The following is a 21,813-nucleotide window of genomic DNA, read 5'->3' on the forward strand; positions in this document are numbered from 1 at the left end:
CCAGCCGGGCCCACTCCACATCAGTCAGATCGTGACGATCGCGCACACACCAGGCCTACCGAACCCGCCGGTCAAGATCGGTGAGACACGCCCTAGAGCGGCTCCGGCCGGAGCCGCTGCAGCGCCTCCGGGTGGATGTCCCGGTCGTGCAGGGGCAGGACCAGCTCGGTGACCAGGTCGGTGAGCTCGGCCACTCGCAGGTTGAGCCGTCGGGCCTCGTGCAGGCCGTCGCGCAGCTCGGCGACCTCGCCCGACAGCTCGTCGGCCCGCTCCAAGCGCTCCTCCGCTCCCCGCAGCCGCTCTCGGAGGTCCTCGACGGCCGCCTGGAGGGCGGCGTTCTCGGCGAGCAGCCGGGCGGCCTCACCCTCGAGCTCCAGCGCGGCCGGCGCGAGCACACGCCGCACCGCACGCACAGGCCCTCGCAGACGGTTGTGCCCAGCGGGCTCGTGCGGCGTACTCATCGGGTCCTCCGTCGGAACGTCATGCGATGCATCTCCACGATCTGCTCCTCGCCCTGCCCGAACCACCGCAGCGGCTCCAGGCGCGGTACTGCCTCCTCGAGCACCAGGCGGTGGTCCGCAGCCTCCGCGACGACCTGCGGCACGCTCACGTGCCGGTAGGAGTGAATCCCCGGATAGTCGTGATCGGCCACGACGTCGAAGTAGGCGGACTCACCAGCCCGCAGCAGCATGGAGGAGAGCCGGAAGACGTTGTGCCGTCCTCGGTCCTCCAGCGCATTGAGCAGGCGGCGGCCGAGAACGGTCCACGACTGCCGCGAGCTCGCCAGTTCGGCGCCGAGCCGGATGACCTGACGCGTATCGAGCAGGTTCAGGACGTCGAAGGACACGTCGAGCTCACGGCCGGCCAGACGTGCCTGCGCCGCTCGGACGGCGTACCGCGAGAAATCGACCGCGCGGACGGCGTGCCCGGCCTCGGCCAGGGCGAGGGCATCCGAGCCGATGCCGCAGCCCAGCTCCAGCAGCGCCGAGCCCTGCGGGGCCCGCTCGTGCACCCATCGGCCGAAGGCGCTGATCTGAACCGGCTCGTCGGCCGGGTCGTGGAGGGCCAGGAGCAGCTCGTCGTCCCAGTCCTCCCGCTCGACGTTGTAGTCGGCGAACCAGCCGTAGAAGCGGTCGCTGGTGGATGCCGGCAGCCGGAAGGCGAAGGACGGATCGGGCGTGCGCCAGTCCGGCCCGAAAGTGGCCTCGAGCATGAGCTCCGGCTGCCGCGGTGCCGGCTCCTCCCGGCCTTCGACCAGCACGGTGCTGGGGGGCAGCAGGTCCTCCCGCTCGGCCGCCCTGCGGATGGCGAAGTGCTGGTGCCAGCGGCCGTCCAGGACGAAGCCGGTGAAGACGTCCACGTAGTGGTCGGGCGCGCCCTCGTGCGTGAAGTGGATCTGCAGGTGTCCGGCAGAGAGTCGCACCACCTCGTAGCCGGCGGCGCCGAGCAGCCGGCCGATCTCGAAGGCCTCCAGCGCGACGTCCACCGGGTGGGACCGCCGGCTCAGGTACGCCAGGTCGGCGTCGTCGTCGTGGGGCAGCACGCGCCCTTCCCGCACCGGGCCCAGCAACGTTCCACCGGTGACGAAGACGGCCGGTCCCAGGTGCTTCTCCAGCAGCGTCCGGACGTCGTCCATGTGATCGAGCATCCGCTCGACCATGCCGGGACCGGCGTCGACGATCGCACGCCCGAGCCGACCCCACTTGTTGACGACCAGCGGCCGCCCGAACCGGTCGGTGAGTTCGGGCGACCCGGGTGCTGCGCCGAGATCCGCGGTCGCCTCCGTGCCCCGGTCGTCACCGGCCGCCACCAGCCGGACCTGGAATCGGCCGGCCAGGCGGGGCCGGAGCAGGACCGGCCAGGGCTGGAAACGGACGCAGCCCGCACCGGCCCCTGCGGGGAGTGGTCCGGGGGGTGCCGGTTCCGCGGACTCGCGGAACGACCACACCCGGCGGCCGTCGACCAGGACGTCGATGACCCGATCCCCCGGACCGTCGACCTCGAAGATCAGCCCGTCCTCGGACGGCCAGACACGACGGATCGAGTTCATGGCTCCTGCTGCGGAACGATGCGCGCTGGCTGGCCCCTTGCCGGGCCCGACGGACACGCTGCGAGTCCTCAGGCTAACAGTGCGACACCATCTTCCATACGCGTCGTTGCTTACCCGATACGTTCCGTCAGCGCAGCAGGGACCGGGCGATGACCATGCGCTGCACCTGGTTGGTGCCCTCGTAGATCTGGGTGGTCTAGGACCTCAGCGCCCTACTCCCCTGCTGACCTGGCCGTTCTCCCCGAGCCGTCACACAGTTGTCACGTACGCCGTGCCGATCGAGGCCGCTCTACGCCGCCGATCTGCGAGCGACTGACTAGCGCCCGGCAGGTCCGGACCGGTCAGATCATGGCCAACGACACCACGAGGCCCCCCGCCGACACGGCCTGGGGACCGAAGCACATCGCCCACTACCTCGACGTCAGCGAGCGGCACGTCCGCGACATTCGGCGGGAGGACGAGACGTTCCCGCCGCCGCGGATGGTCGGCAGCCGGCCGCGCTGGTGCCCCGACGCCGTCCGGCGCTGGGTCGCCGACGGCGGCTCCACCCGGCCGCCGACCCGCCAGACCGGTCCGAAGCGGAAGGGGCCGGGGCGTGTCTGAGAAGCCGAAGGTGAGGCGCAAGCCCAAGGTCACGCGGCGCCGGGACGCCGACCCGGTGCGCGTGTACGACGACGGCCGCATCGCCTACTGGACCGGCGGCCGGCCCGGCTCCGGCACGCGCAAGCTGGAGCGATGCGGCAGTCGGGAGGCGGCCGAGCTGCGCGCGGCCGACGTGCGCAAGCATCTGCTCGAGCACCGACCCGCCCCCAAGGGGAACGCCACGCTCGACGAGCTGATGCGGGCCGCGGTGAAGCACTGGGAGACGGTCGGCCACCCGACCGGCACCATCCGGCAGTACCGCTCCGACTGGAACACCCACGTCCCCTCGGCCATCGGTGCCGTCCGCTGCCGGGAGGTCGGCATCTCGCACTACACGGCCATCTTCAACAGGCTCAACGAGGAGCGGGCCTCCGAGCAGGTCATCGACGCGGTCGCTCGCACCCTCGGCGCGGTGACGGTCAAGTTCGGTGTGCTGAACGGGTACTTCTCGGACGGCCGACCCTTCGGAGGGCCGGACCTGCGGCGCGCGACGGTGTCCGGTGCCCGTGCGACCGCCGCCCGGCAGAACCGGGCCCGCAAGGAGACGCGGGTCCACCTGGACGAGTGCCCGACGCCCGCCGACGTCGACAAGTTCGCGGCGGCGTTCGAAGAGGAGTACCCCGGCTACGGCGCCCGGCTGGTCCACCTGGCCTTCGGAACCGGCCTGCGCATCAACGAGGCACTCGCCCTGCGGCACGACTCCATCAACCTCGACACCCTGGAGGTCGCGGTCGACTGGCAGCTGGACCGCTACGGGATGTGGCCGGCCTTGGCGCTGCCGAAGGGCAACAAGACGCGCACCACGCAGCTGTGGGCCTACTACGCGGACGTCGCGGCGAGCCTCATCCAGGATGCGCTCGACCGGGAGGGCCCCGACCACGGGTGGCTGTTCCCGCGCCACCGTTCGGTGAAGAAGTGGGCCGACCAGGCCGGCAAGCTGGCCGGTGCGGCGCGCGCACGTTGCGAGTGGCCGTGGAGTGGCTTCCACTGGCTGCGCCACGGCTTCGCGTCCTGGAGCCTCGCCCCGACGTCGGACGGCGGCTACGGCTTCAACGCGACGCGGGTCCAGGAGTGGCTGGGTCACGAGAAGCTGAGCACGACCACGGACACGTACGTGCACAAGCCGCGGGGCGACGACTCGCATGTCCGCGAGGCCACCCGCCGCCTGCCGGGGAGGACCGACACGTAGTGGGATGACCGCTAGGACCCGAAGGTCCGGCGGCCGGGACATGCCCCGCCGCAGTCTGGTGGCCCCCCGCCCGGTCCCGGCCCGAGAGAGAAGGGCCGGGGCCGAGCGGAGGAGGCGATCGGGTTGGTCCAGCCCCGACCGCGGCGCGCCGCCGTGTCTGGACCACGTCGCCGCGCACTGACGACATCGGCCGCATCGCCGCGGCGCTGAAGCGCGCGGCGTCCGAACTCACCCCACAGAGGTGGAGGCGCGCAGCGATCGTCCGCCCGGTGACTGCGCACCGGTGAAACGCGCCGAACGGTCCCCGGCATGACCACCCCCACCATGACTCCCTTCCAGACCGAGACCTGGCGCCTCCTGAGCAACGCGGAGATGCAGGCCGCCGAAGCCGCTCAGCTCACCGGCGCCGACGCGCTCGAGTTGTTCGCTGACGCGGCCAACCACATCTACGCCGTCGAGCGCTCCCTGCGCGGTGCGTTCGGCGACACCATCACGGACGCTGACGAGGCCACTGTCACCGAGTGGCTGACCGTCACCCGCATGACGGTCCTGCACTTCCTCGCCGACCTCGCCTGACCGCGGACAAGTCACAGCCCCTCACCCGTGCAGGTGGGGGGCCGTGACGCTGTGGAGCCAGCCACCAGAGGCGAGGAGTTCAGCCGGGCTGGCCGGGGGTGACCGCCAGCTCCACCGCAGCCCAGGCCAGGTCATCAGCCGTCCGCCGTACCGCCACGGGTGCCCAGGCCGTCGTGGGCAGCGCCACGGGGCTGCATGTGCCGGCAGCCACGCCGGCCCGGCCGGCCAACTGCGTACCGCGGCGTCTGGCGCCGTCACGCAAAGCCAGCGGAGCGCGGCGGCCTCACGGGCCGGCTCCAGCAGGGCCACCAACGGCCGATGGCACGGCCCCTTCGCCACCGGCCCGGCCGCCACCGACGCCTCGGCCCGCACCGGCGCCGAGATTCGGCGGTGCGGACACTGCCGGCCACCGGCGTAGCCGCCCTCCCTCCGGCGAGCAGCCGCCCGGCGAACGTGCTCGGCTGCGAGCCGGAACCCGCCTAGAGTGACCCGTCGTGACCGCTACACCACTCGACGTCGGACAGCTGGTGCGGGTCCGCGGTCAGCAGTGGGTCGTCTCCGAGCTGAGCACCGCCCGCCTGCCCGCCGACGAACTCGCCGCCGCGACCCTGCCGGGCCGGACCCTGGTGACGCTGACCTCGGTGTCGGAGGACGACCTGGGCGAGGAGCTCTCAGTCGTGTGGGAGGTAGAGCCCGGCCGGGCGGTCATCCCCTCCGGCGCCCTGCCGGACGTGCCCGACCCGGAGGCGTGGGACACCCCGCAGACCCTCGGCGCGCTGATCGACGCCGTCCGCTGGGGCAGCGTGGCATCGGCTGACGTCAGCACGCTGCAGGCCCCATTCCGGGCTGGCATCCAGATCAAGGACTACCAACTGGAGCCGGTGGCGAAAGCGCTACGCATGCCACGCGTGGCCCTCCTGATCGCCGATGACGTGGGGTTGGGCAAGACGATCGAGGCCGGGCTGGTCGTGCAGGAGATGCTGCTGCGTCACCGGGCCCGGCGGGTGCTGGTCGTCTGCCCGGCCCCTCTGACCCTGAAGTGGCGCGAGGAGATGCGCGAGAAGTTCGGCCTGGACTTCGTGATCCTCGACGCCGCCGCGCTCAAGGATCTGCGCCGCACCCACGGATTGCAGGCCAACCCGTTCACCGTCCACCCGCGCATGATCATCAGCTTGCCGTGGCTACGAACGCCTCGGGTTCAGCGGCTGCTGGACGAAGTACTGGACGGCTCGGCGCGGCACCCCGGGTTCGTCGACCTGCTGATCGTGGACGAGGCCCAGCACGTCGCACCGCCGGCGCCGGCGAAGGGCCGCCGCGGCTACGCGGTGGACAGCAAGCAGACCCGGGCAGTGCGCCGGCTCAGCGAGTACAGCCAGCACCGACTGCTGCTGTCCGCGACCCCGCACAACGGCTACAGCGAGTCCTGGCAGGCGCTGCTGGAGATGGTCGACCCCCGCCGGTTCGCCCGAGGCGTGGAGCCCGATCCAACCGCCCTCGCGGAGGTTCTGGTTCGGCGACTGAAGGACGAGATCGTCGACACCGACGGCCTGCCCGAGTTCGCCCCTCGACTGCCCGCCGTGGTCCTCGAGGTCGACTACACCGACGCGGAACGGGCCGGGCACGCCCTGCTGACCCGCTACGCGGAGCTGCGCACCGGATCCCCTCGACGCAACGACCTGGCCACCCTGCTGCTGAAGAAGCGTCTGTTTTCCTCACCGGCGGCCCTGAACAAGACGGTAGAGCAGCACGCCCAGACGGTGCGCGGCTTGTCCGGCGGTGGCGACGCCGACCCACTCGACGTCGACTACGACTGGGACGACGAACCGGACGACGCGGCCGGCTCCGAGGCCGAGGGCACGTTCATGATTGGCACCGCGACACCACTGTCGGCCGAGGCCGACGCCGCGCTGACGGAGCTGCAGGAGTGGGCCTGGTCCCGCGTCGGCCCGGCTGACAGCAAGGCCGAGCGGCTGGTCGCGGAGCTGAGCGCGGTGTGCCGCCCGGGCGAAGAGTGGAACGACGAGCGGATCGTCGTGTTCACCGAGTACCGCGCCACCCAGACCTGGCTGGCCGGGCTGCTCAACGCTCGCGGCCTGGGCGGGGACCGGCTGGGCCTGCTCTACGGCGGCATGGAGACCAAGACCCGAGAGCACCTCAAGGCAGCGTTCCAGGCTGCCCCCGACCGGCACCCGATCCGCATCCTGCTCGCCACTGACGCGGCCAGCGAGGGAATCGACCTGCAGGCCCACTGCTGCCGAGTGATCCACTACGACATCCCGTTCAACCCCAACCGCCTCGAGCAGCGGATCGGCCGGGTCGACCGGTTCGGGCAAACCCGCCCGGTGCACGTCGCCCACTTCGCCGGAAGGGGCTGGGAGAGCGCCGCCGCCGGCTCCTACGAGGGTGACCTGGAGTTCCTCAGCCGCGTGGCGGAGAAGGTGGCCCGCGAACGGGAAGACCTCGGCCGGGTCAACCCGGTGCTGGCCCGCGCCGTCGAATCGCGAATGCTCGGTCGGCCGGTGCTCGACGACCCGTTCACAACCCAGCCCACCACCACGGCCTTGCGTGCTGAGCAGGACCTGCGCGCGCAGGTGGCCAGACTCCGCCGACAGCTCGCCGAGAGCACGCAGACGCTGCACGTGGCGACCCCGAACGTGCGCCGCGTCGTCGATACCGCGCTGGCCCTAGCCGGGCAGCCACCGCTGGTCGACCGCGCCGACGGGCTGATCGAGCCGCCGGAACTGACCCGCGGCTGGCAGCGCACCGTCGAGGGCCTGGAGGACCCGCTCGACGCGGCCATCCGACGCCCGCTGACCTTCGACGCCGACCGCGCCGGCCCCGACGTCGTGCACGCCCACCTCGGCTCCCGGCTGGTCGAGCAGGCGCAGCGGCTGCTGCGCAGCGCCGTCTGGGGAGAGGTGGCCACGCTCAGCAGGGTGACCGGCGTGACCGCGGACCTGCCGCCCGAGGTCCGCCCCGACGAGCTGCTGGTCACCGTCGTCACCCGGCTGGTGCTCGTCGGGGCCGACGGCACGCGGCTGCACGAGGAAATCTTGCTGGCGTCCCGAGCCGTACCGGCCCGTGGCCGGTCCCGGCGCCTGGAAGTGGAGGAGCGCCGGTTCGAGGCACTACGGAGCGCGGTGGAAGCGGCGCTGGAGCCGGACGCCTGCACCCCGGCCGACCTCGCCGCCTGCCGCCGACTGGCCGCCGACTGGGCCGAACTGAACCCGCTTCTGGCCGGCGACATTGCCGCCCGCGCCGCCGTCCGCAAGGCCGCCCTCGAGCGTGACCTCGCCCGCCGCCAGGCCGACGAACTGACCCGCGTCGACGTGATCACCGAGCACATGCGGCGCAACCTGACCGAGGCTCTGGCCGAGCCCGGGTTCGTCCAACTGCGCCTCGACGAGCTCGACGAGCCCGAGCAGCGGCAGCTGGAGGTCGACCGGGCCGCCTGGCTGGCTCGGCTCGACGGGCTCGACGCAGAACGCGATCGCGAGCGGGCCACCGTGGAGCGCCGCTACACCGGGATCCGCGAGCTGACCTTCCCCGTCGCCGTCGTCCTGCTCACCCACCCGGATCGTGCATCATGACTTCCTCGGCCGCGGCCCAGCGGCACGCCTGGCTGGAGCTGCTCCAGCAGTCGGGCCCCTTCCTCACCGTCCCGGTCGCCGACGAGATCTGGCCGGCCGGACTGCCCGCGGTCCCGCAACCGGTGCGCGCCGGGCTCCGCGCCGCCGTCACCCAGCTGCTCGACGACAGCGGAGCCAGCCGAGCCGCGATCGCCCGTCACGTGTTCTGCGACGCGCTGCGCTGGGGCGATGCCCTGGTCGAGGGACCAGAGCTGCCGGCCATGCTCACCGAAGTCGTCGCTGAGCACGGGGTGGTGCTGCGCCCCGACTTCGCGTTCCGTACCCACGACGACCTCGTCCTGGACGACGAGGGCGAGGACGCCGACGAGCTGGACGACGCCGACGAGGACGAGGACGGCGGAGCGGCCGAGCCCGCTGCCGCCCCCGCGCCCGTCGGGCCCTGGCGGCTGCTGGGGATGTGGGCGCCATGGGGAACTCACCCCCTGCGGCGTACCGTCCAGGCCGGCTGGGCGGCCAGCCCAGTCGAGCGCCTCGCCGCGCTCCTGCGCGCCCGCGACGTCCCCCTCGGCCTGGTCTCCGACGGCCGGTGGTGGGCCCTGGTCTGGGCACCGCGTGGCAAGCCGGTCGGCGCCGCGGTCTTCGACGCAAGCCTGTGGAGCGAAGAGCCGGAGACGCTGGCCGCGTTCGTCGCCCTCCTCGAGCGCCGCCGGTTCCTCGGCGTGCCAGTCCGCGAGCAGCTGCCCGCGCTGCTCAAGCGCAGCGCCAGTGCCCAGGAGGAGGTCACCACCGCGCTCGGCGGGCAAGTCCGGGCCGCTGTCGAGATGCTCGTCCGCAAGCTCGACGAGCTCGACCGCAACGCCGGCGGCACCCTGCTCACCGATGTCAGCGACGACGAGCTGTACGCCGGCGTGGTCACCGTGATGATGCGGGTGGTCTTCCTGCTCTTCGCCGAGGAACGCCGGCTGCTGCCCAGCGACGACGCCCGGTATGAGGCCGCCTACTCCGTGGGCCGCCTCGTGGAACAGCTCGAGCAGCGCGCCGCCGTACACGGCGAGCAGACCCTCGAACACCGCACCGGCGCCTGGCACCGGCTGCTCGCGCTCACCCGGGCCCTACATGGCGGCGTGGCTCACGAGGACCTGCGGCTGCCGCCGTACGGCGGCGCCCTATTCGACCCGGACCGCTACGCCTGGCTGGAAGGCCACGACGGCACGCCGCCGCCGGTCGACGACCTCACCGTGCTGCGGATGCTCGACGCGGTGCAGTACGTCCGGCTCTACGGCGAACGGCGCCGGCTCAGCTTCCGCGCCCTGGACGTGGAGCAGATCGGCTACGTGTACGAGGGGCTGCTGGAGAGCGAGGTGCGCACCGCCACCGAGCCGGTGCTCCTGCTGCGACCGCAGCGCAACGGCATCGACCTCATCCCCGCCTCGATCGCTATCGAGATCGTCACCGACAACCTGCACGGCTGGGTCGCCAGCGCCTACGTCGGCAAGAGAACGGCGAGCGCCGCGACCCGCAAGCGCGCCACCCGGCTGCTCGCTGAGCCCGTCGCGCCATCCGTCCCCATGGCGCTCCACTCGGTTTTCGAGCAGCAGCTCGCCGAGCGGCTCGCGGAGTTCGGCCCGCTGCTGCGACTGGACGAACGCGACCGCCCGCTCTTGGTCCCGGTCGGCGGCCGGTACGTCGCCCCCTCCACCCGGCGGGCGGCGACCGGCGCGCACTACACGCCCCGATCGCTGGCCGAGGAGGTCGTCCAACACGCCCTGGAACCGTTGATCTACCGGCCCGGGCCACTGGAGACCCTTGAGCGGGACACGTGGGTGCTGCGACCGTCCACCGAGCTGCTGGCACTGCGGGTGGCCGACATCGCGATGGGCAGCGGCGCGTTTCTGGTCGCTGCCTGCCGGTTCCTGGCCGACCGCCTGATGGAGGCGTGGGACATCGAGGGCGACACCGAGGCCACTCGAGCCCTAATGCACCGCACTATCGACACAGCGGACGCCGAGGTCGAGGGTGTGCTGCTGCGCGCCCGCCGGCTGGTCGCGGAGCACTGCCTCTACGGAGTCGACGTCAACCCGCTCGCCGTGGAGATGGCCAAGCTCTCCCTCTGGCTGGTCACGATGGACCGCGAGCGCCCCTTCGGCTTCCTCGACGACCGGCTCGTCTGCGGCGACTCGCTGCTCGGGATCTCCTCGATGGAGCAACTGGAGGCCCTGCACCTCGATCCTGTCGCCGGGCGCCGGCTGCACGAGAACACCCTCGACTACGGCAAGGGCTGGCACGACATGCTCGCCCACGCCGCCGACGCCCGCCGGCGAATCACCGCCACCCCGGTCGTCACCGTCCGCGATGTAGAGCACAAGGCCCGGCTGCTGGCGGACGCCGAAGCGGCATCGGGCCCCCTGCAGGTCGTGGCTGATGCGCTCACCGGCGCCGGGCTCCGCGCAGCCACGCAGTCGCCGCGGCAGCGCGACGGCATCTTCCGGCAACTGTACGCGGCCGTGCTCGACTACGACTCCAGCGCCGATCCGGAGGTCTTCCGCCAGTTCACCGGCGCCGTCAACGCAGGTCTGCCGTCCGGCAAGGAGCCGCGCCGGCCACTGCACTGGCCACTTGCATTCCCAGAGGTATTCGCCGACGTCGATCAAGTTGGCTTCGATGCCATCATCGGCAATCCTCCATTCCTCGGCGGAAAGAGGATTTCACGACCACTCGGGAATGATTACTTGGCGTGGCTCACCACCTGGGACGGCCGTGGCGTCAAAGGCAATGCCGATCTAGCATCGCGATTTCTCCTCCGCGCCGACGCCCTCTTAGGCTTACGGGGCCAGCTCGGTGTCGTCGCAACCAACTCCGTGACTGAAGGCGACACGCTAACAGTAGGAGTACTCCAACTCGAGCAACGTGGATGGACGATGCGCCGAGGCGTGAGCTCCCACCCGTGGCCGAGTGCTAGCGCGAGTCTTTCGATTGTCGAACTGTGGGAAAGTAGGGCAGCAGTTCACGCTTCGGCCGTCTTGGATAACGAGCCAGTTCCTCGACTCGGGGCTGACCTCCAGCCCTACCTTCGCGAGACGGGGCGCCCCCGACCGCTCGCCGAGAACGAAGGGTTCGCCTTCCAGGGACACAACGTCTTGGGAGCCGGATTCATGCTGACTGAGGACTACGCGCTCGAGCTCATCGAGCAGGATCCCCAGAACGCCGACGTAGTCTTCCCCTACATCAGTGGGGCAGATATCAGCCGCCGACCCGACGCATCGGCAAGTCGATGGATCATCAACTTCCGCGAGCAGTCCGAAGCGTGGGCGCGGCGCTACCCCGGCCCCTGGGCGCGTGTCCAGCAGAATGTCTGGCCGGAACGGTCCACGAAGGATGCGGTCAAGTATCCGCGAATGGTGAATGAATGGTGGAAGTTCTGGCAATATCGCCAGGGGCTTGAAGAGGCAACCAAGAGCCTCAACTACGTGCTTGCGATTTCTTTGACCAGTAGCACTGTCTCACCAGTTCGCATTCCAACAGGACCGACCTTCGATCAGACTTGCGTGGTATTTGCGTTCGAGGACTGCGCCAGCCTGGCGGTGCTCGCGTCCGGCGTTCATCAGGCTTGGGTGCTGCGATACGGTTCAACTCTCGAGACACGGGTGCGCTACATTCATTCCAATGTATTCCAGACGTTCCCCCGACCGACGCTCACGCCAGAACTCCTCGTCGCTGGTGAGCATCTCGACAGGGAGCGTCGTGCGATCATGTTGGGTCGCGCGCTCGGGCTGACGAAGCTGTACAACCAGGTTCACGACCCTTCGGTGACCGACCCGGCGATTATCCGGCTGCGAGAACTGCACACCCAGATCGACCACGCGGTCCTGGCCGCCTACGGGTGGAACGACCTGGATCCGCAGATCGGGCACCATCCCACCAAGATCGGCATTCGGTGGACGGTGTCACCCGAAGCCCGGTTCGAGCTGCTCGACCGGCTGCTGGTGGAGAACCACCGTCGGGCGGCCCAGGCGTGACCTGGCGTCGGAGTGCGGCATGGCACCCCACGGCACTGTCGGCGGTCGCGGCTACCGTCCCGGTCATCGCGGCGATCGCCACGGCCTGCAGGACATCGGAGCGGAAGTGACAGAGGGCATCACGGGCTATGACGCCCGCGCGCAGCTCGAAGACATGATCGAGCGCGACCTCCACGGACCGTGGGACGGCCCCACCGAGGAGCTCCCGGCCGGCACCACCCCCGGCGAGCACTACCTGCTCGGCAAACTCGTCCCTCGGCGCGCCGACACCGACGAACCGGTCACCGACCCGGATGCGGCCGAGGATGACGACGTCGAGGACCGCCCCGAACTGCTCGACGAGGCCGGCCTGGACCTCGACCCGGACGACCCGCAGGGCCAGCCTTCCCCCGCCGCGGTCCGCAGCCGGGCGATGGCCGCCTCCTCCCTCGGCCTCGCCTTCGCTGTGCCCGAGGACGTCGACGCGGTCGCCGTGCGGGCCGACTGGGGTCGCTACGAGCGCGGCCCGTCCGCCACCCAGTTCACAGACACCGGCCGGCCGCGCACCGTCTGGCATCGTGTGCCAGCCGGCGGCGAGGTCACCGTCCCCGTCGACGCGGAGGGCGACGGGAAGGGCATCCCCGACCCCGTGCGGGACCAGGTGTTCGTCCGCTGGCGGGTCCGGCACCGCGACGCCCGCCGGGTGATCGAGGTGTTCCTGGTCAACCAACAGCCCGTCCGCGCGGACACCCCCGACCGGGAACGCCTGTTCCAAGTCACCCTCACCGTGACAGCCCTGGACGGCGCATCGGCGATCTTCCTCGGCCACAACGACCCCGACCTCCCGCTGCTGCGCCACGAGAGCGACGACGAGCTGCGGCTGCTGGCCCTGCAGCACCGCGCGCAGCGGCTGTACGCGACCGGCCGGCAGTGCGCAGTCGATGCCGACGCCCGCGACGGCGAAGCGCGGGCGTGGCGGCTGCGCACGACCAGCTTCCCGGCCGCCGACGTCCCGATGGTCGTGGCCGGTGACCCCGCCGACATGCCCGGTGTGGTCCTGGACATGGCCCGGCTCGGCAGCCCGGACCTGCACCCCGACGACCTCGTCCGTGCGCTGCGGCCGCTGGTCGAGGGGTACCGCCGCTGGCTCGACGGCCAGGCCCCACGGATCGACGCAGAGCCGGAGATCGCCCGCTTCGCCGACGTCGCCCGCCCCGCCCTCGAGCGCGCCCGGCAGGTCGCCGACCGGCTGGAGCGGGCCGTGGAGATGCTCCGCGACAACGCCCAGGCCCGGGAGGCGTTCCGGTTCGCCAACCAGGCGATGGCCCGCCAGCGCGTGCGCAGCGAGCTCGTCCGTCTGCGCGTCGCCGAGCCCGACACAAACCTGAAGAGCCTGCTGGACGCCGTGGACGTCCCGGCCAACCGCAGCTGGCGACCGTTCCAGCTGGCCTTCGTGCTGCTGTGCCTGCCCGGGCTCACCGACCCGGCCCACGCCGATGCCGGCCGCGGACCCCTGCTGGACGGGCAAGCGCAGCTGCTGTTCTTCCCCACCGGCGGTGGCAAGACCGAGGCATACCTCGGCCTGACGGCCTACACGATCGCGATCCGCCGGCTGCAGGGCATCGTCGGCGACGGCGCCCAGGCGCGAGACGGCACCCGGGGTGTCGGCATCCTCATGCGCTACACGCTGCGCCTGCTCACCGCTCAGCAGTTCCAGCGCGCGACAGCGCTGGTCGCCGCCTGCGAACTGCTCCGCCGCGAGCGAGTCGCCGGCGGGGACCTGCGCTGGGGCGCGACGCCGGTGCGGATCGGGCTGTGGGTCGGTGTCGGGGTCACCCCCAACACCTTCGAGGACGCGCTCCGCCAGCTGGAGGACGCCACCGGCCGCGCCGGCGAGGGCCAGGTTGGCGGCCTGCAGCAGTTCGCCACCTGCCCGTGGTGCGGCAGCGGCATCGACCTCGGCCGTGACGGCCACCCGGACCGAGCCCGCCGCCGGGTGCTGCTGTTCTGCGGCGACCCGGACGGCCGCTGCCCGTTCAGCCGCTCCCGCTCCGACGAGGGACTTCCGGCGCTGGTCGTCGACGAGGAGATCTACCGGCTCAGCCCCGACTTGATCATCGGCACGGTCGACAAGTTCGCCGCGCTGCCGTGGCGAGCCGCGACCGCCCACCTGTTCGGGCACGTCACCACCGAATGCGAGCGGCACGGCTTCCGCAGCGCCGACACCGCGGACTGGTGCAAGGACGGCGGCCACCCGCGCTCCGGTTCACTGCCCGGCACGCGCCCCGCCCCGGCGCAGCGGCTGCGCCCGCCGGACCTGATTATTCAGGACGAGCTGCACCTCATCAGCGACGCCCTCGGCTCGATGGTCGGCCTGTACGAGACGCTGATCGACGCCTTGTGCACCCGAGAGCAGAACGGCGTCCCGGTCCGCCCGGTGTTCGTCGCCTCGACCGCCACCGTGCGCCGGGCCCGCGCCCAGGTGCAGCAGGTCTTTGCCCGCGGGCTCACGGTGTTCCCCCCGCCGCTGTTCGACGCCGGCAACACCTTCTTCTCCCGCCGCGTCGCCCCCAGTCCGCAGACGCCCGCGCGGCGCTACCGCGGGATCATGGCGCCGGGCGAGCGGCTGACCGCGGTGGAGATCCGGGTGATGACCGCGCTGCTGGAGTTCGGGCAGTACCTGTTCGACCGGCACGGCACCGCCGTGGACCCGTACCTGACCGTCGTCGACTACTTCACCAGCACCCGGGAGCTCGCCGGCATGCGGCGCCTAACCGAGGACGACGTGACCGACCGCCTCAGCCGTCAGGGCGCGTTGGTCCGGCGCCGCCGCCCGGTGGTGGCCGAGCTGACCAGCCGGATGGACAGTCGCAAGATCACCCAGTCGCTGGCCGACCTGGAACGCCGGTTCGACCCCATGCAGGACAGCAACCCCGGCCTGCAGGCGCTGCGCCAGCTCCGGAGCACGGACAAGGCCGCGTGGGAGCGCACCGTGCGACCGGGCTACCTGCGTCCGATCGACGTGCTGCTGGCGACGTCGATGCTGCAGGTCGGTGTCGATGTTCAGCGCCTGGGACTGATGGTCGTCACCGGCCAGCCGAAGAACATGGCCGAGTACATCCAGGCCAGCTCTCGGGTCGGCCGGTCGACCGCCGGGCCGGGGTTGGTGCTGACGATCTACCAGTGGAATCGGCCTCGCGACCTCGCCCACTACGAGCACTTCGGGTACGACCACGCCACCTTCGGCCGTCGGGTGGAGGGGCTGACGACCACCCCGTTCAGCAAGCGCGCGTTGGACCGGGGCCTGGCCGGCGTGCTCGTCGGCGCGATCCGGCACGCGACCGACAGCGCACTGCCCAACCTCGGCGCGCAGGTCGCGCCGCTCGGCGCCGCCGCCGTCGCCCCGCTGCTGGACTTGCTGCGCGACCGTGCCGAGCTGGTCGCCGACTCCGCACCGGTCGGCCAGGACGTCGCCGAGCGCGCCCGGCGCCAGCTCGACCGATGGCTGCACCGACGCACTACGCTCCCGGCCGGTCAGCTCGGCTACCGCGCGGATGCACGCGCCGCCGCCGGCCTCCTCCGGGAACCCGACGAGGTGCCGTGGGACTCGTGGAGCGCGCCGATGAGCCTGCGTGACGTCGAGCCGGAGGTGCTCCTGCAGCTGCGCCGGGACGACGCCAGCTGGCAGTCCGCCCCGGCGTGGGACTTCAGCCCCGCCCCCGCCACCAACCAGGGAGGCACCCCGTGACCGCGGCCCGGCGAGACCCGACTCGCATCGGCAACGCGCGCCCGAGCCAGCTGATGACCACCGCCGGGGTCGGCGCCGTGGTGGACCTGCCCGGGATGAGCGTGATCGTCCGCGGCCTCGACGCCTGGGGCGCCGGAGGTCTGCCGATCAGCGAGCCGCGGCTGCTGGCGCAGGTCCAGCAGGCGCTCCCCGGGAGCGGCGTCACTTCACTGCGGGCCGCGCCCAACGACCCGCAGACCGCTGACGACCCGTACACCCACGTCGGCGTGCCGGTGACCACGTTCCCTCGCTGGCTGCGCTGCCCGGCTTGCTACCAGCTGCTACCGATCGACGGCGTCGACCAGCTCGAGCTGCACCACCGCTACGGGCGCCGACCGGACCTGGCCAAGTGGGTGCACCGGCACTGCCCCCGGCAGAGCGTGGCACCGGCGAAGCGGCGGGCGTGCATCCCGGCCCGGTTCGTGGTGGCGTGCAACCGCGGCCACCTCGACGAGTTCCCCTACGTCGACTTCGTCCACCAGGCCGCCCAGCGACCGTGTCCGGGACCGCAACTGGAGATGCGCGACGCCGGCAGCGTGCTCGGTCCGCGCGTGACGGTTAGCTGCACCGCCGGCTGCGGCGCCACTCGCAACATCTCCTCCGCCGCCGGCCGGGCGGGCGCCGCCAACCTGCCCCGATGCCGCGGACGCCACCCGCACCTCCAGACCTACGGCCCCTGCGACCAGGTGCTCAAGCTGATGGTCCTGGGAGCCTCGAACCTGTGGTTCGGGGTGTCCGTGAGCGCGCTGCATCTTCCGCAGGACGATCCGGTCGCCGGCACCATCGCCGAGCACTGGGACGTGCTCTCGGTGCAGCCGTCCGAGGAGGTGCTCGCCGCTGTGGTGGCCGGCATGCCCGCCCTGCACGCCTTGCGCGAGCTGTCCACCGACGAACTCACCGCGGCCATCCAGGCCGAGCGGGACCGGCGCGCGCAGGCCACCGACGACCAGCCCCTCCCCGGCCTGCTCGACGCCGAGTGGGAGCTGTTCAGCCACCCGACGACCACCCAGCACGACGACGACTTCTTGGCCGTTCCCACTCCGACGCCCGAGCGGTACACCGGCTTGCTGCGTCAGGTCGTCCAGGTGGAGCGGCTGCGCGAGGTGCAGGCGATGGTGGGCTTCACCCGGATCGACGCACCGGCACAGGGTGACCTGCAGCCGACGTTCCGCGCCCCACTGTCGGCCGGCCGGGTGGGCTGGGTGCCCGCCGTGGAGCGACGAGGTGAGGGCATCTTCCTCGAACTACGCGAGTCCGAGGTGGTCGCGTGGAGCGCCCAGGTCGAGGACCATCCACATGTCGAGGCACTGCGGTCGTCCTACGCCCGGTGGCGCAGCAACCGTGACCTCTCCCCCGACCCCGGGTTCACCATCCCGCGCTACTTGCTGATCCACACGCTCAGCCACCTGCTGCTGCGCCAGGTCGCGCTCGAGTGCGGCTACTCCTCGGCCAGCATCCGCGAACGCCTCTACGTCGGCACCCGTGACCGCCCCACCGCCGGGGTGCTGCTGTCCACCGCCGCCAGCGACAGCGAGGGCACGCTCGGCGGCCTGGTTGCACTGGCCGACGCGCGGTTCCTCGGCCGGCTGCTGGACCAGGCGCTCGAAGACGCGCAGACCTGCTCGTCGGACCCGCTGTGCCGAGAGCGTGTCCCGGAGTCGCCGAGCGACCAACTGCACGCGGCCGCCTGCCACGCCTGCCTGTTCGCCTCCGAAACCAGCTGCGAGGCCGGCAATCGGTGGCTGCACCGCGGAGTGCTGGTCGACATCGCCGACGGCCTCGCCATCAAGCTGTGACCCTCGACCCCACCGTGATCGCAGGGCGCTGGGCCGACGAGCTGCCCCGCGAGTTCGCCCGGCAGTTGGCGCTGGCACTCCGCATCGGGCCGCCTGCGCTCCTCCTCCTGCGTTCCGAGGCGGCGTTGCCCTCCTCGGCCGCCGCCGTACGCACCGCGCTGGAGTTGGCCGAGCAGGGCGAAGGCCCCTACGCGGCCGGCGTGCTGGCCGGCCGACTGGATGCACTCGACGAGCGGCCGCGGATCACAGCGGTGTGGACCGGGCCCGAGTCCGACAGCGAGTCCGGCCGACTCACTCTCGCCGTCGTCGCCGACCTCATCGACGAGGCACAGGCTGAGATCCTCTTGGTCAGCTACGCGACCCTGCCCGGCGAGAACGTGCGCCGGGCGTTGGACGCCGCGGCGAACCGCGGCGTGGCGATCACGCTGCTGCTGGAGCGGAACCTCGACAACCCGAACTTCACCGGCCACGGCGACCCGTTCCCCCATCTCCGCGCCCGCCGGCTCGCCTGGCCGGCGGAGGCTCGCCCGGCCCGGGCCTCCATGCACGGGAAGGTGCTCATCGTTGACCGGCGCACCGCCCTCGTCGGCAGCGCCAACCTGACCGGCCACGCTCTGGAGCGCAACCTTGAGTGCGGGCTCCTGGTCCGCGGCGGCGACGTCCCCGGCCGCATCGCGGACCACCTGCTCGGGGTCCGAGGGGTAGTCGAGACGTAGGTCTCCACACGGCCCGCGGACTCCGGCGTGCCGCCGCAGGTCATCGCAGGCCCGAGGCCGTCGCCGGCATTGCGCCGCTGCCGCACGCACCCGCGACCATCGTCAAGCTGCACGGCGACTACGCCGACCTGCAGTACGTGGCCGTCGGGCAGGCGACGTCGCCGCGCGGTCGTGCAGCAAGGGCTCGTCATCGGCCTCGTCGTCGTCCAGTCCGTCGCAGTCGAAGTAGCTGCACGTAGGGCGTAGGCCCTACACGTCCTGCCGACACACGGTTCTCCGGTTCGCGCTCCCGGCACGGTGCGCGGCCCGACGCGGTCGTCAATCACCGTGCCGCCCCGAGCCCCTACCGCCATCGTCGGTGAGGTGCAGAGCTGGCCACCTCATGGCGCCCTTGTGCCCCTTCCGCCGCGGCCGTCCTGGAGGGATCTGGAGCCGCAGGTCGACGGGGTCACCGCTCGGACCACCGCTGGCGTGTAGGGCGATTGGGGGATGGAGAAACCGGGTTTGCGGGCGACGCGAGCAGACCTGGTCCTCGCAGAAGCTGGGTGAGCCCCGGACACGGGGCCAGACGGACGCCGACACCGAGCCCGACCACCGGCTTCACCAGGTGATTGCCCCCGGTCGGGACATCGGCACCGTCTCCCCGCCACTCCCCGACATCCCTGGAGGCTCCCATGTCCAGCACCATCGCCACCACCGTCACCTGGCCGGCCAACACCGCGACCCCGCCCGCGGGCTGGGACCGGCTCACCGACACCGACGGCAGCCAGCCGAGCGGCTGGTTCACCGCCAACAGCGGCGAGTTCCGGCTCGTGGTGAAGGGCTACCCCACCTGGGACGACGCCCCGTGGGACATCCCCGCCGACCTGCGCCACCACGACGAGGACGACGAGTACGCGTTCCTGGCGGCCCTGTTCGACCTGACCTACACGACGTACGTCTTCCCCTACCTGAGCACCGCCGCTGGCCCCTCGACCCACAGCTTCGGCAACCTGGACTTCTGCGGCGGGTGGCAGCACCCGGTCACTGGGGTGCACAGCGGTCTGCGCCAGGACGACGCGCTCCTCGATCGCGTGCTGTCCGGCGCAAAGCCGGCGGCGGAGCTCGTCGGTTCCGACGCCGATGCGGGGAGCTGGGTGGCCGCTGCCCAGGCCGCAGGGCTGGAGGCGCTGGTCTACCGGGACTGGAACACGAAGGTGTGGATCGCCCCCGCCTGCCTCGGGGACCGCGTGAGCCACCGCGCGCTGAGGGCCACGTGGCACGCGGTCGCCGCCGGCGACCCGGACCGGGCGCGGGCCAATCGGCTGCTGGACGTCATCGACCGCGGCCTGCAGCAGGCCTTCGCCCTCGACCTGCGCCAGCCGCCGGTCAAGCGCGGCTCGATCGTGACGCCGCCGTGGTGGGACGAGGACAGCGACGAGGGCTTCGTCGTGCTCGGCGCGGTCCTCGGCTACCCGCCGGCGTCGACCTACGCCCGGCTGACCGGCAACTGACGACGCGGTCCACCCCCGAGCCCCGCACCCGGTCGACCGGGTGCGGGGCTCGACAGCGTCCACGCACCCCCCCAACCCGCTTGCGCCCGCGCGTCGCGCCCTGACGGTCCCTGCCGGACACCTGACGTGTCCCGCGCGGATCGTTCGCCGGGGCAGCAGGGCTCCCGGCACGCGCCTCTCATCGGAGGGCCCGCATGCCCGAACCGATCATCCGCACCGCGTCGAGCGCCGCTCGTGCGGTACCCCGGCAGCGCGGACGGCCGCGACCGCCGCTCGTGCGCCAGCTGCGCGAGCAGGACTGGCGGACGCTGGTCGGGACCTACCGCCTGCTGTCGCGCCTGGTGGTGGAGCGCACCAAGCACCATCTGATCGACGACGCGGACAGCTTCGCCCGAGACGCGGTACTCGTCGAGAAGGAGCTGGAGCGCGACTTCCCGTTCCGCTGGGCGCGCCGGCGGTCCGAACTCCTGCTGGAGCAGTCCACCTGGTGGGCCCAGCCGCACGAGGACGATCCCCTGAGCTGTCGGGCGTGCCAGCTGCAGCTCGGACGCTCGTCTGACCGGGCGACACCACCGCCACGGCGCCGCGTCGGCGAGTAGCCCAGACCGTTGAGGCCCCGGACCATCGTGGTCCGGGGCCTCATCGCGCTCGCTGTGTCAGGCGTTCACCTGGTTGCGGCGGCGGAGGTCGACGCGAGCACCTGCGCCCGCTCCCCGATGTAGACGTCTTCCACCAGGTTCACCATCCCGGTCAGGCTCACGGCGAGCTCGATGCGGCTGCCCTCGGGCATCGTCCCGAGCGGCGTCCCCGGCGACGCCGTCACCTGGACGTTGCCCGCTGCGGTCTCGACCCGCAGCCAGACGTTCCGGTACCCCCCGCCGTAGTGGCCGCCGCCCCGGGCGGCGACCACCCCGCGGATCCGGACGCGCTGCCGGTTGGTGGCGGCCGCGCGCAGCTGTGTGCGGGTCTTGATCATCATCAGGTCATGTGCGGGCATGACGCCTCCCTCATCACCCGGGCTGTCCCCGGCTGCATCGGAAGGTCACGGACTCGCGCCCCGGCGCACTCAGGTGAGCTCCCCTGAGTCGCGCCCAGGTCAGCGTGTCCACGGTGACCTGCGTCTCCGCCCGTCCGCTGCACAGTCCATGTACCGGCGAATGCGCAGCGGCGCGGCGGCCGCACCGTCACGGCCATGACGGCCCGGCACTCCCCCGGCGGAGAGATGGTCCCGCTCGACATGCTGCGCACGGCGGCGCGACTGCGGCCGGCGGATCCCGCGCACGTGGAGCGCCTCGCGACCGCACTCGACGACACCCCGCCGGTCCTGGTCCGGCGGGACGACGACGGCTGCTGGGTGCTCGTGGACGGATTCATGCGGGTAGACGCCGCCCGCGCCCTCGGCCGGTCCACGGTGCGCGTGCAGTGGGTGGACGGGGACGAGGCCGAGGCGTGGGAACGGGCGATTCGCGCGAATGCCAGCCACGGCCTGCCACTCACCGCGAAGCAGCGGCGCGAGGCGGCACTGCGCCTGCTGGCGCTGGCCCCGGAGTGGTCCGATCGCCGCATCAGCTCGGCCTGTGGGGTGGATGCCCGATCGGTGGCCCGGTGGCGCAAGAGCCCGGGCCGCTCAGGTGAGGAGATGCCGCACGCGAGCAGCGGGGAACGGATCGGTCGTGACGGCCGGCGATACCTCTCGGCCGAGGATCTGGAAGCCCGGCGTCAGGCGGTGCGCGAACTCCTGCGCCGCGATCCCGGACTGTCGGACCGGGAGCTGGGTCGCCGGGCAGGCTTGTCGGCGTCGGCGGTCCGCCGCGTGCGGGTGCAGTCGCTGCCTACGGCACCGGCGGTCCGAGCGGTCGGGCGCCGGCGGGCCGCCTGGGCGGTGGCAGCAGGGATGCTCCGGTCGGCGGGCAGGGCTGTCCGCCGGGCGGCTGTCCTGCTTGGGCGTCTGCTGCGAACGTGAGCTGGGGGAGGAACGT

Annotated in this window: 14 protein-coding genes; 11 read left to right on the top strand and 3 right to left on the bottom strand. The window is 72.0% G+C overall.

The window, feature by feature from the left end:
• Positions 1-92 precede the first annotated feature (92 nt).
• Complete coding sequence (locus CHB94_RS24675) at positions 93-395, bottom strand: DUF6752 domain-containing protein (protein ID WP_217899421.1); 303 nt, start codon at positions 393-395, stop codon at positions 93-95.
• Positions 396-457: 62 nt separating this feature from the next.
• On the bottom strand, positions 458-2,050 hold the full coding sequence (locus CHB94_RS25435) for a class I SAM-dependent methyltransferase (protein WP_089338540.1): 1,593 nt from the start codon (positions 2,048-2,050) through the stop codon (positions 458-460).
• Between the two features lie 348 nt (positions 2,051-2,398).
• Here CHB94_RS25435 and CHB94_RS21180 point away from each other — a divergent pair, with 348 nt between their 5' ends.
• From CHB94_RS21180 to CHB94_RS21225, 10 genes are all read left to right on the top strand, one after another.
• A complete protein-coding gene (locus tag CHB94_RS21180; protein ID WP_089338541.1) occupies positions 2,399-2,653 on the top strand; it encodes a helix-turn-helix transcriptional regulator in 255 nt (84 codons plus the stop codon).
• Complete coding sequence (locus CHB94_RS21185) at positions 2,646-3,881, top strand: tyrosine-type recombinase/integrase (RefSeq protein WP_089338542.1); 1,236 nt, start codon at positions 2,646-2,648, stop codon at positions 3,879-3,881. Before CHB94_RS21180 ends, CHB94_RS21185 begins: the two co-directional genes overlap by 8 nt.
• 309 nt (positions 3,882-4,190) lie before the next feature.
• The gene (locus tag CHB94_RS21190; RefSeq protein WP_089338543.1) at positions 4,191-4,457 is read left to right on the top strand and encodes a hypothetical protein; all 267 of its coding nucleotides are present in this window, start codon (positions 4,191-4,193) and stop codon (positions 4,455-4,457) included.
• Positions 4,458-4,951: 494 nt separating this feature from the next.
• Positions 4,952-8,047: a DISARM system SNF2-like helicase DrmD gene (gene drmD, locus CHB94_RS21195; protein ID WP_089338544.1), complete on the top strand. Its 3,096-nt coding sequence runs from the start codon at positions 4,952-4,954 to the stop codon at positions 8,045-8,047.
• Positions 8,044-12,063: an Eco57I restriction-modification methylase domain-containing protein gene (locus tag CHB94_RS21200; RefSeq protein WP_089338545.1), complete on the top strand. Its 4,020-nt coding sequence runs from the start codon at positions 8,044-8,046 to the stop codon at positions 12,061-12,063. The genes drmD and CHB94_RS21200 overlap by 4 nt, the downstream gene beginning before the upstream one ends.
• Before the next feature lie 106 nt (positions 12,064-12,169).
• Positions 12,170-15,790, top strand: a complete 3,621-nt coding sequence (drmA, locus tag CHB94_RS21205) for a DISARM system helicase DrmA (RefSeq protein ID WP_089338546.1) — start codon at positions 12,170-12,172, stop codon at positions 15,788-15,790.
• Positions 15,787-17,625, top strand: a complete 1,839-nt coding sequence (drmB, locus tag CHB94_RS21210) for a DUF1998 domain-containing protein (protein WP_089338547.1) — start codon at positions 15,787-15,789, stop codon at positions 17,623-17,625. Before drmA ends, drmB begins: the two co-directional genes overlap by 4 nt.
• Positions 17,622-18,341, top strand: a complete 720-nt coding sequence (gene drmC, locus CHB94_RS21215; protein ID WP_141137592.1) for a DISARM system phospholipase D-like protein DrmC — start codon at positions 17,622-17,624, stop codon at positions 18,339-18,341. Before drmB ends, drmC begins: the two co-directional genes overlap by 4 nt.
• 674 nt (positions 18,342-19,015) lie before the next feature.
• Complete coding sequence (locus CHB94_RS21220) at positions 19,016-19,834, top strand: hypothetical protein (RefSeq protein ID WP_089338549.1); 819 nt, start codon at positions 19,016-19,018, stop codon at positions 19,832-19,834.
• Positions 19,835-20,028: 194 nt separating this feature from the next.
• Complete coding sequence (locus tag CHB94_RS21225; RefSeq protein WP_089338550.1) at positions 20,029-20,433, top strand: hypothetical protein; 405 nt, start codon at positions 20,029-20,031, stop codon at positions 20,431-20,433.
• A 65-nt stretch (positions 20,434-20,498) separates the two neighbouring features.
• On the opposite strand, the gene CHB94_RS21230 is transcribed toward CHB94_RS21225, so the two are convergent.
• Positions 20,499-20,831: a hypothetical protein gene (locus tag CHB94_RS21230; protein WP_089338551.1), complete on the bottom strand. Its 333-nt coding sequence runs from the start codon at positions 20,829-20,831 to the stop codon at positions 20,499-20,501.
• A gap of 195 nt (positions 20,832-21,026) precedes the next feature.
• Between CHB94_RS21230 and CHB94_RS21235 the strand changes: the two genes are divergently transcribed.
• Positions 21,027-21,797, top strand: coding sequence for a ParB N-terminal domain-containing protein (locus tag CHB94_RS21235; RefSeq protein WP_089338552.1), 771 nt, complete (start codon positions 21,027-21,029; stop codon positions 21,795-21,797).
• Positions 21,798-21,813: the final 16 nt, after the last annotated feature.

It is taken from the genome of Blastococcus mobilis (genome assembly GCF_900188025.1).
Classification (GTDB): domain Bacteria; phylum Actinomycetota; class Actinomycetes; order Mycobacteriales; family Geodermatophilaceae; genus Blastococcus_B; species Blastococcus_B mobilis.

What these genes read in the sequence shown, in the direction of transcription:
- CHB94_RS25435 (WP_089338540.1), bottom strand. Translation starts at nt 2,050, where the DNA reads ATGAACTCGATCCGTCGTGTCTGGCCGTCCGAGGACGGGCTGATCTTC.
- CHB94_RS21220 (WP_089338549.1), top strand. Translation starts at nt 19,016, where the DNA reads ATGTCCAGCACCATCGCCACCACCGTCACCTGGCCGGCCAACACCGCG.
- CHB94_RS21190 (WP_089338543.1), top strand. Translation starts at nt 4,191, where the DNA reads ATGACCACCCCCACCATGACTCCCTTCCAGACCGAGACCTGGCGCCTC.
- CHB94_RS21180 (WP_089338541.1), top strand. Translation starts at nt 2,399, where the DNA reads ATGGCCAACGACACCACGAGGCCCCCCGCCGACACGGCCTGGGGACCG.
- CHB94_RS21200 (WP_089338545.1), top strand. Translation starts at nt 8,044, where the DNA reads ATGACTTCCTCGGCCGCGGCCCAGCGGCACGCCTGGCTGGAGCTGCTC.
- CHB94_RS21235 (WP_089338552.1), top strand. Translation starts at nt 21,027, where the DNA reads ATGACGGCCCGGCACTCCCCCGGCGGAGAGATGGTCCCGCTCGACATG.
- CHB94_RS21230 (WP_089338551.1), bottom strand. Translation starts at nt 20,831, where the DNA reads ATGCCCGCACATGACCTGATGATGATCAAGACCCGCACACAGCTGCGC.
- CHB94_RS21225 (WP_089338550.1), top strand. Translation starts at nt 20,029, where the DNA reads ATGCCCGAACCGATCATCCGCACCGCGTCGAGCGCCGCTCGTGCGGTA.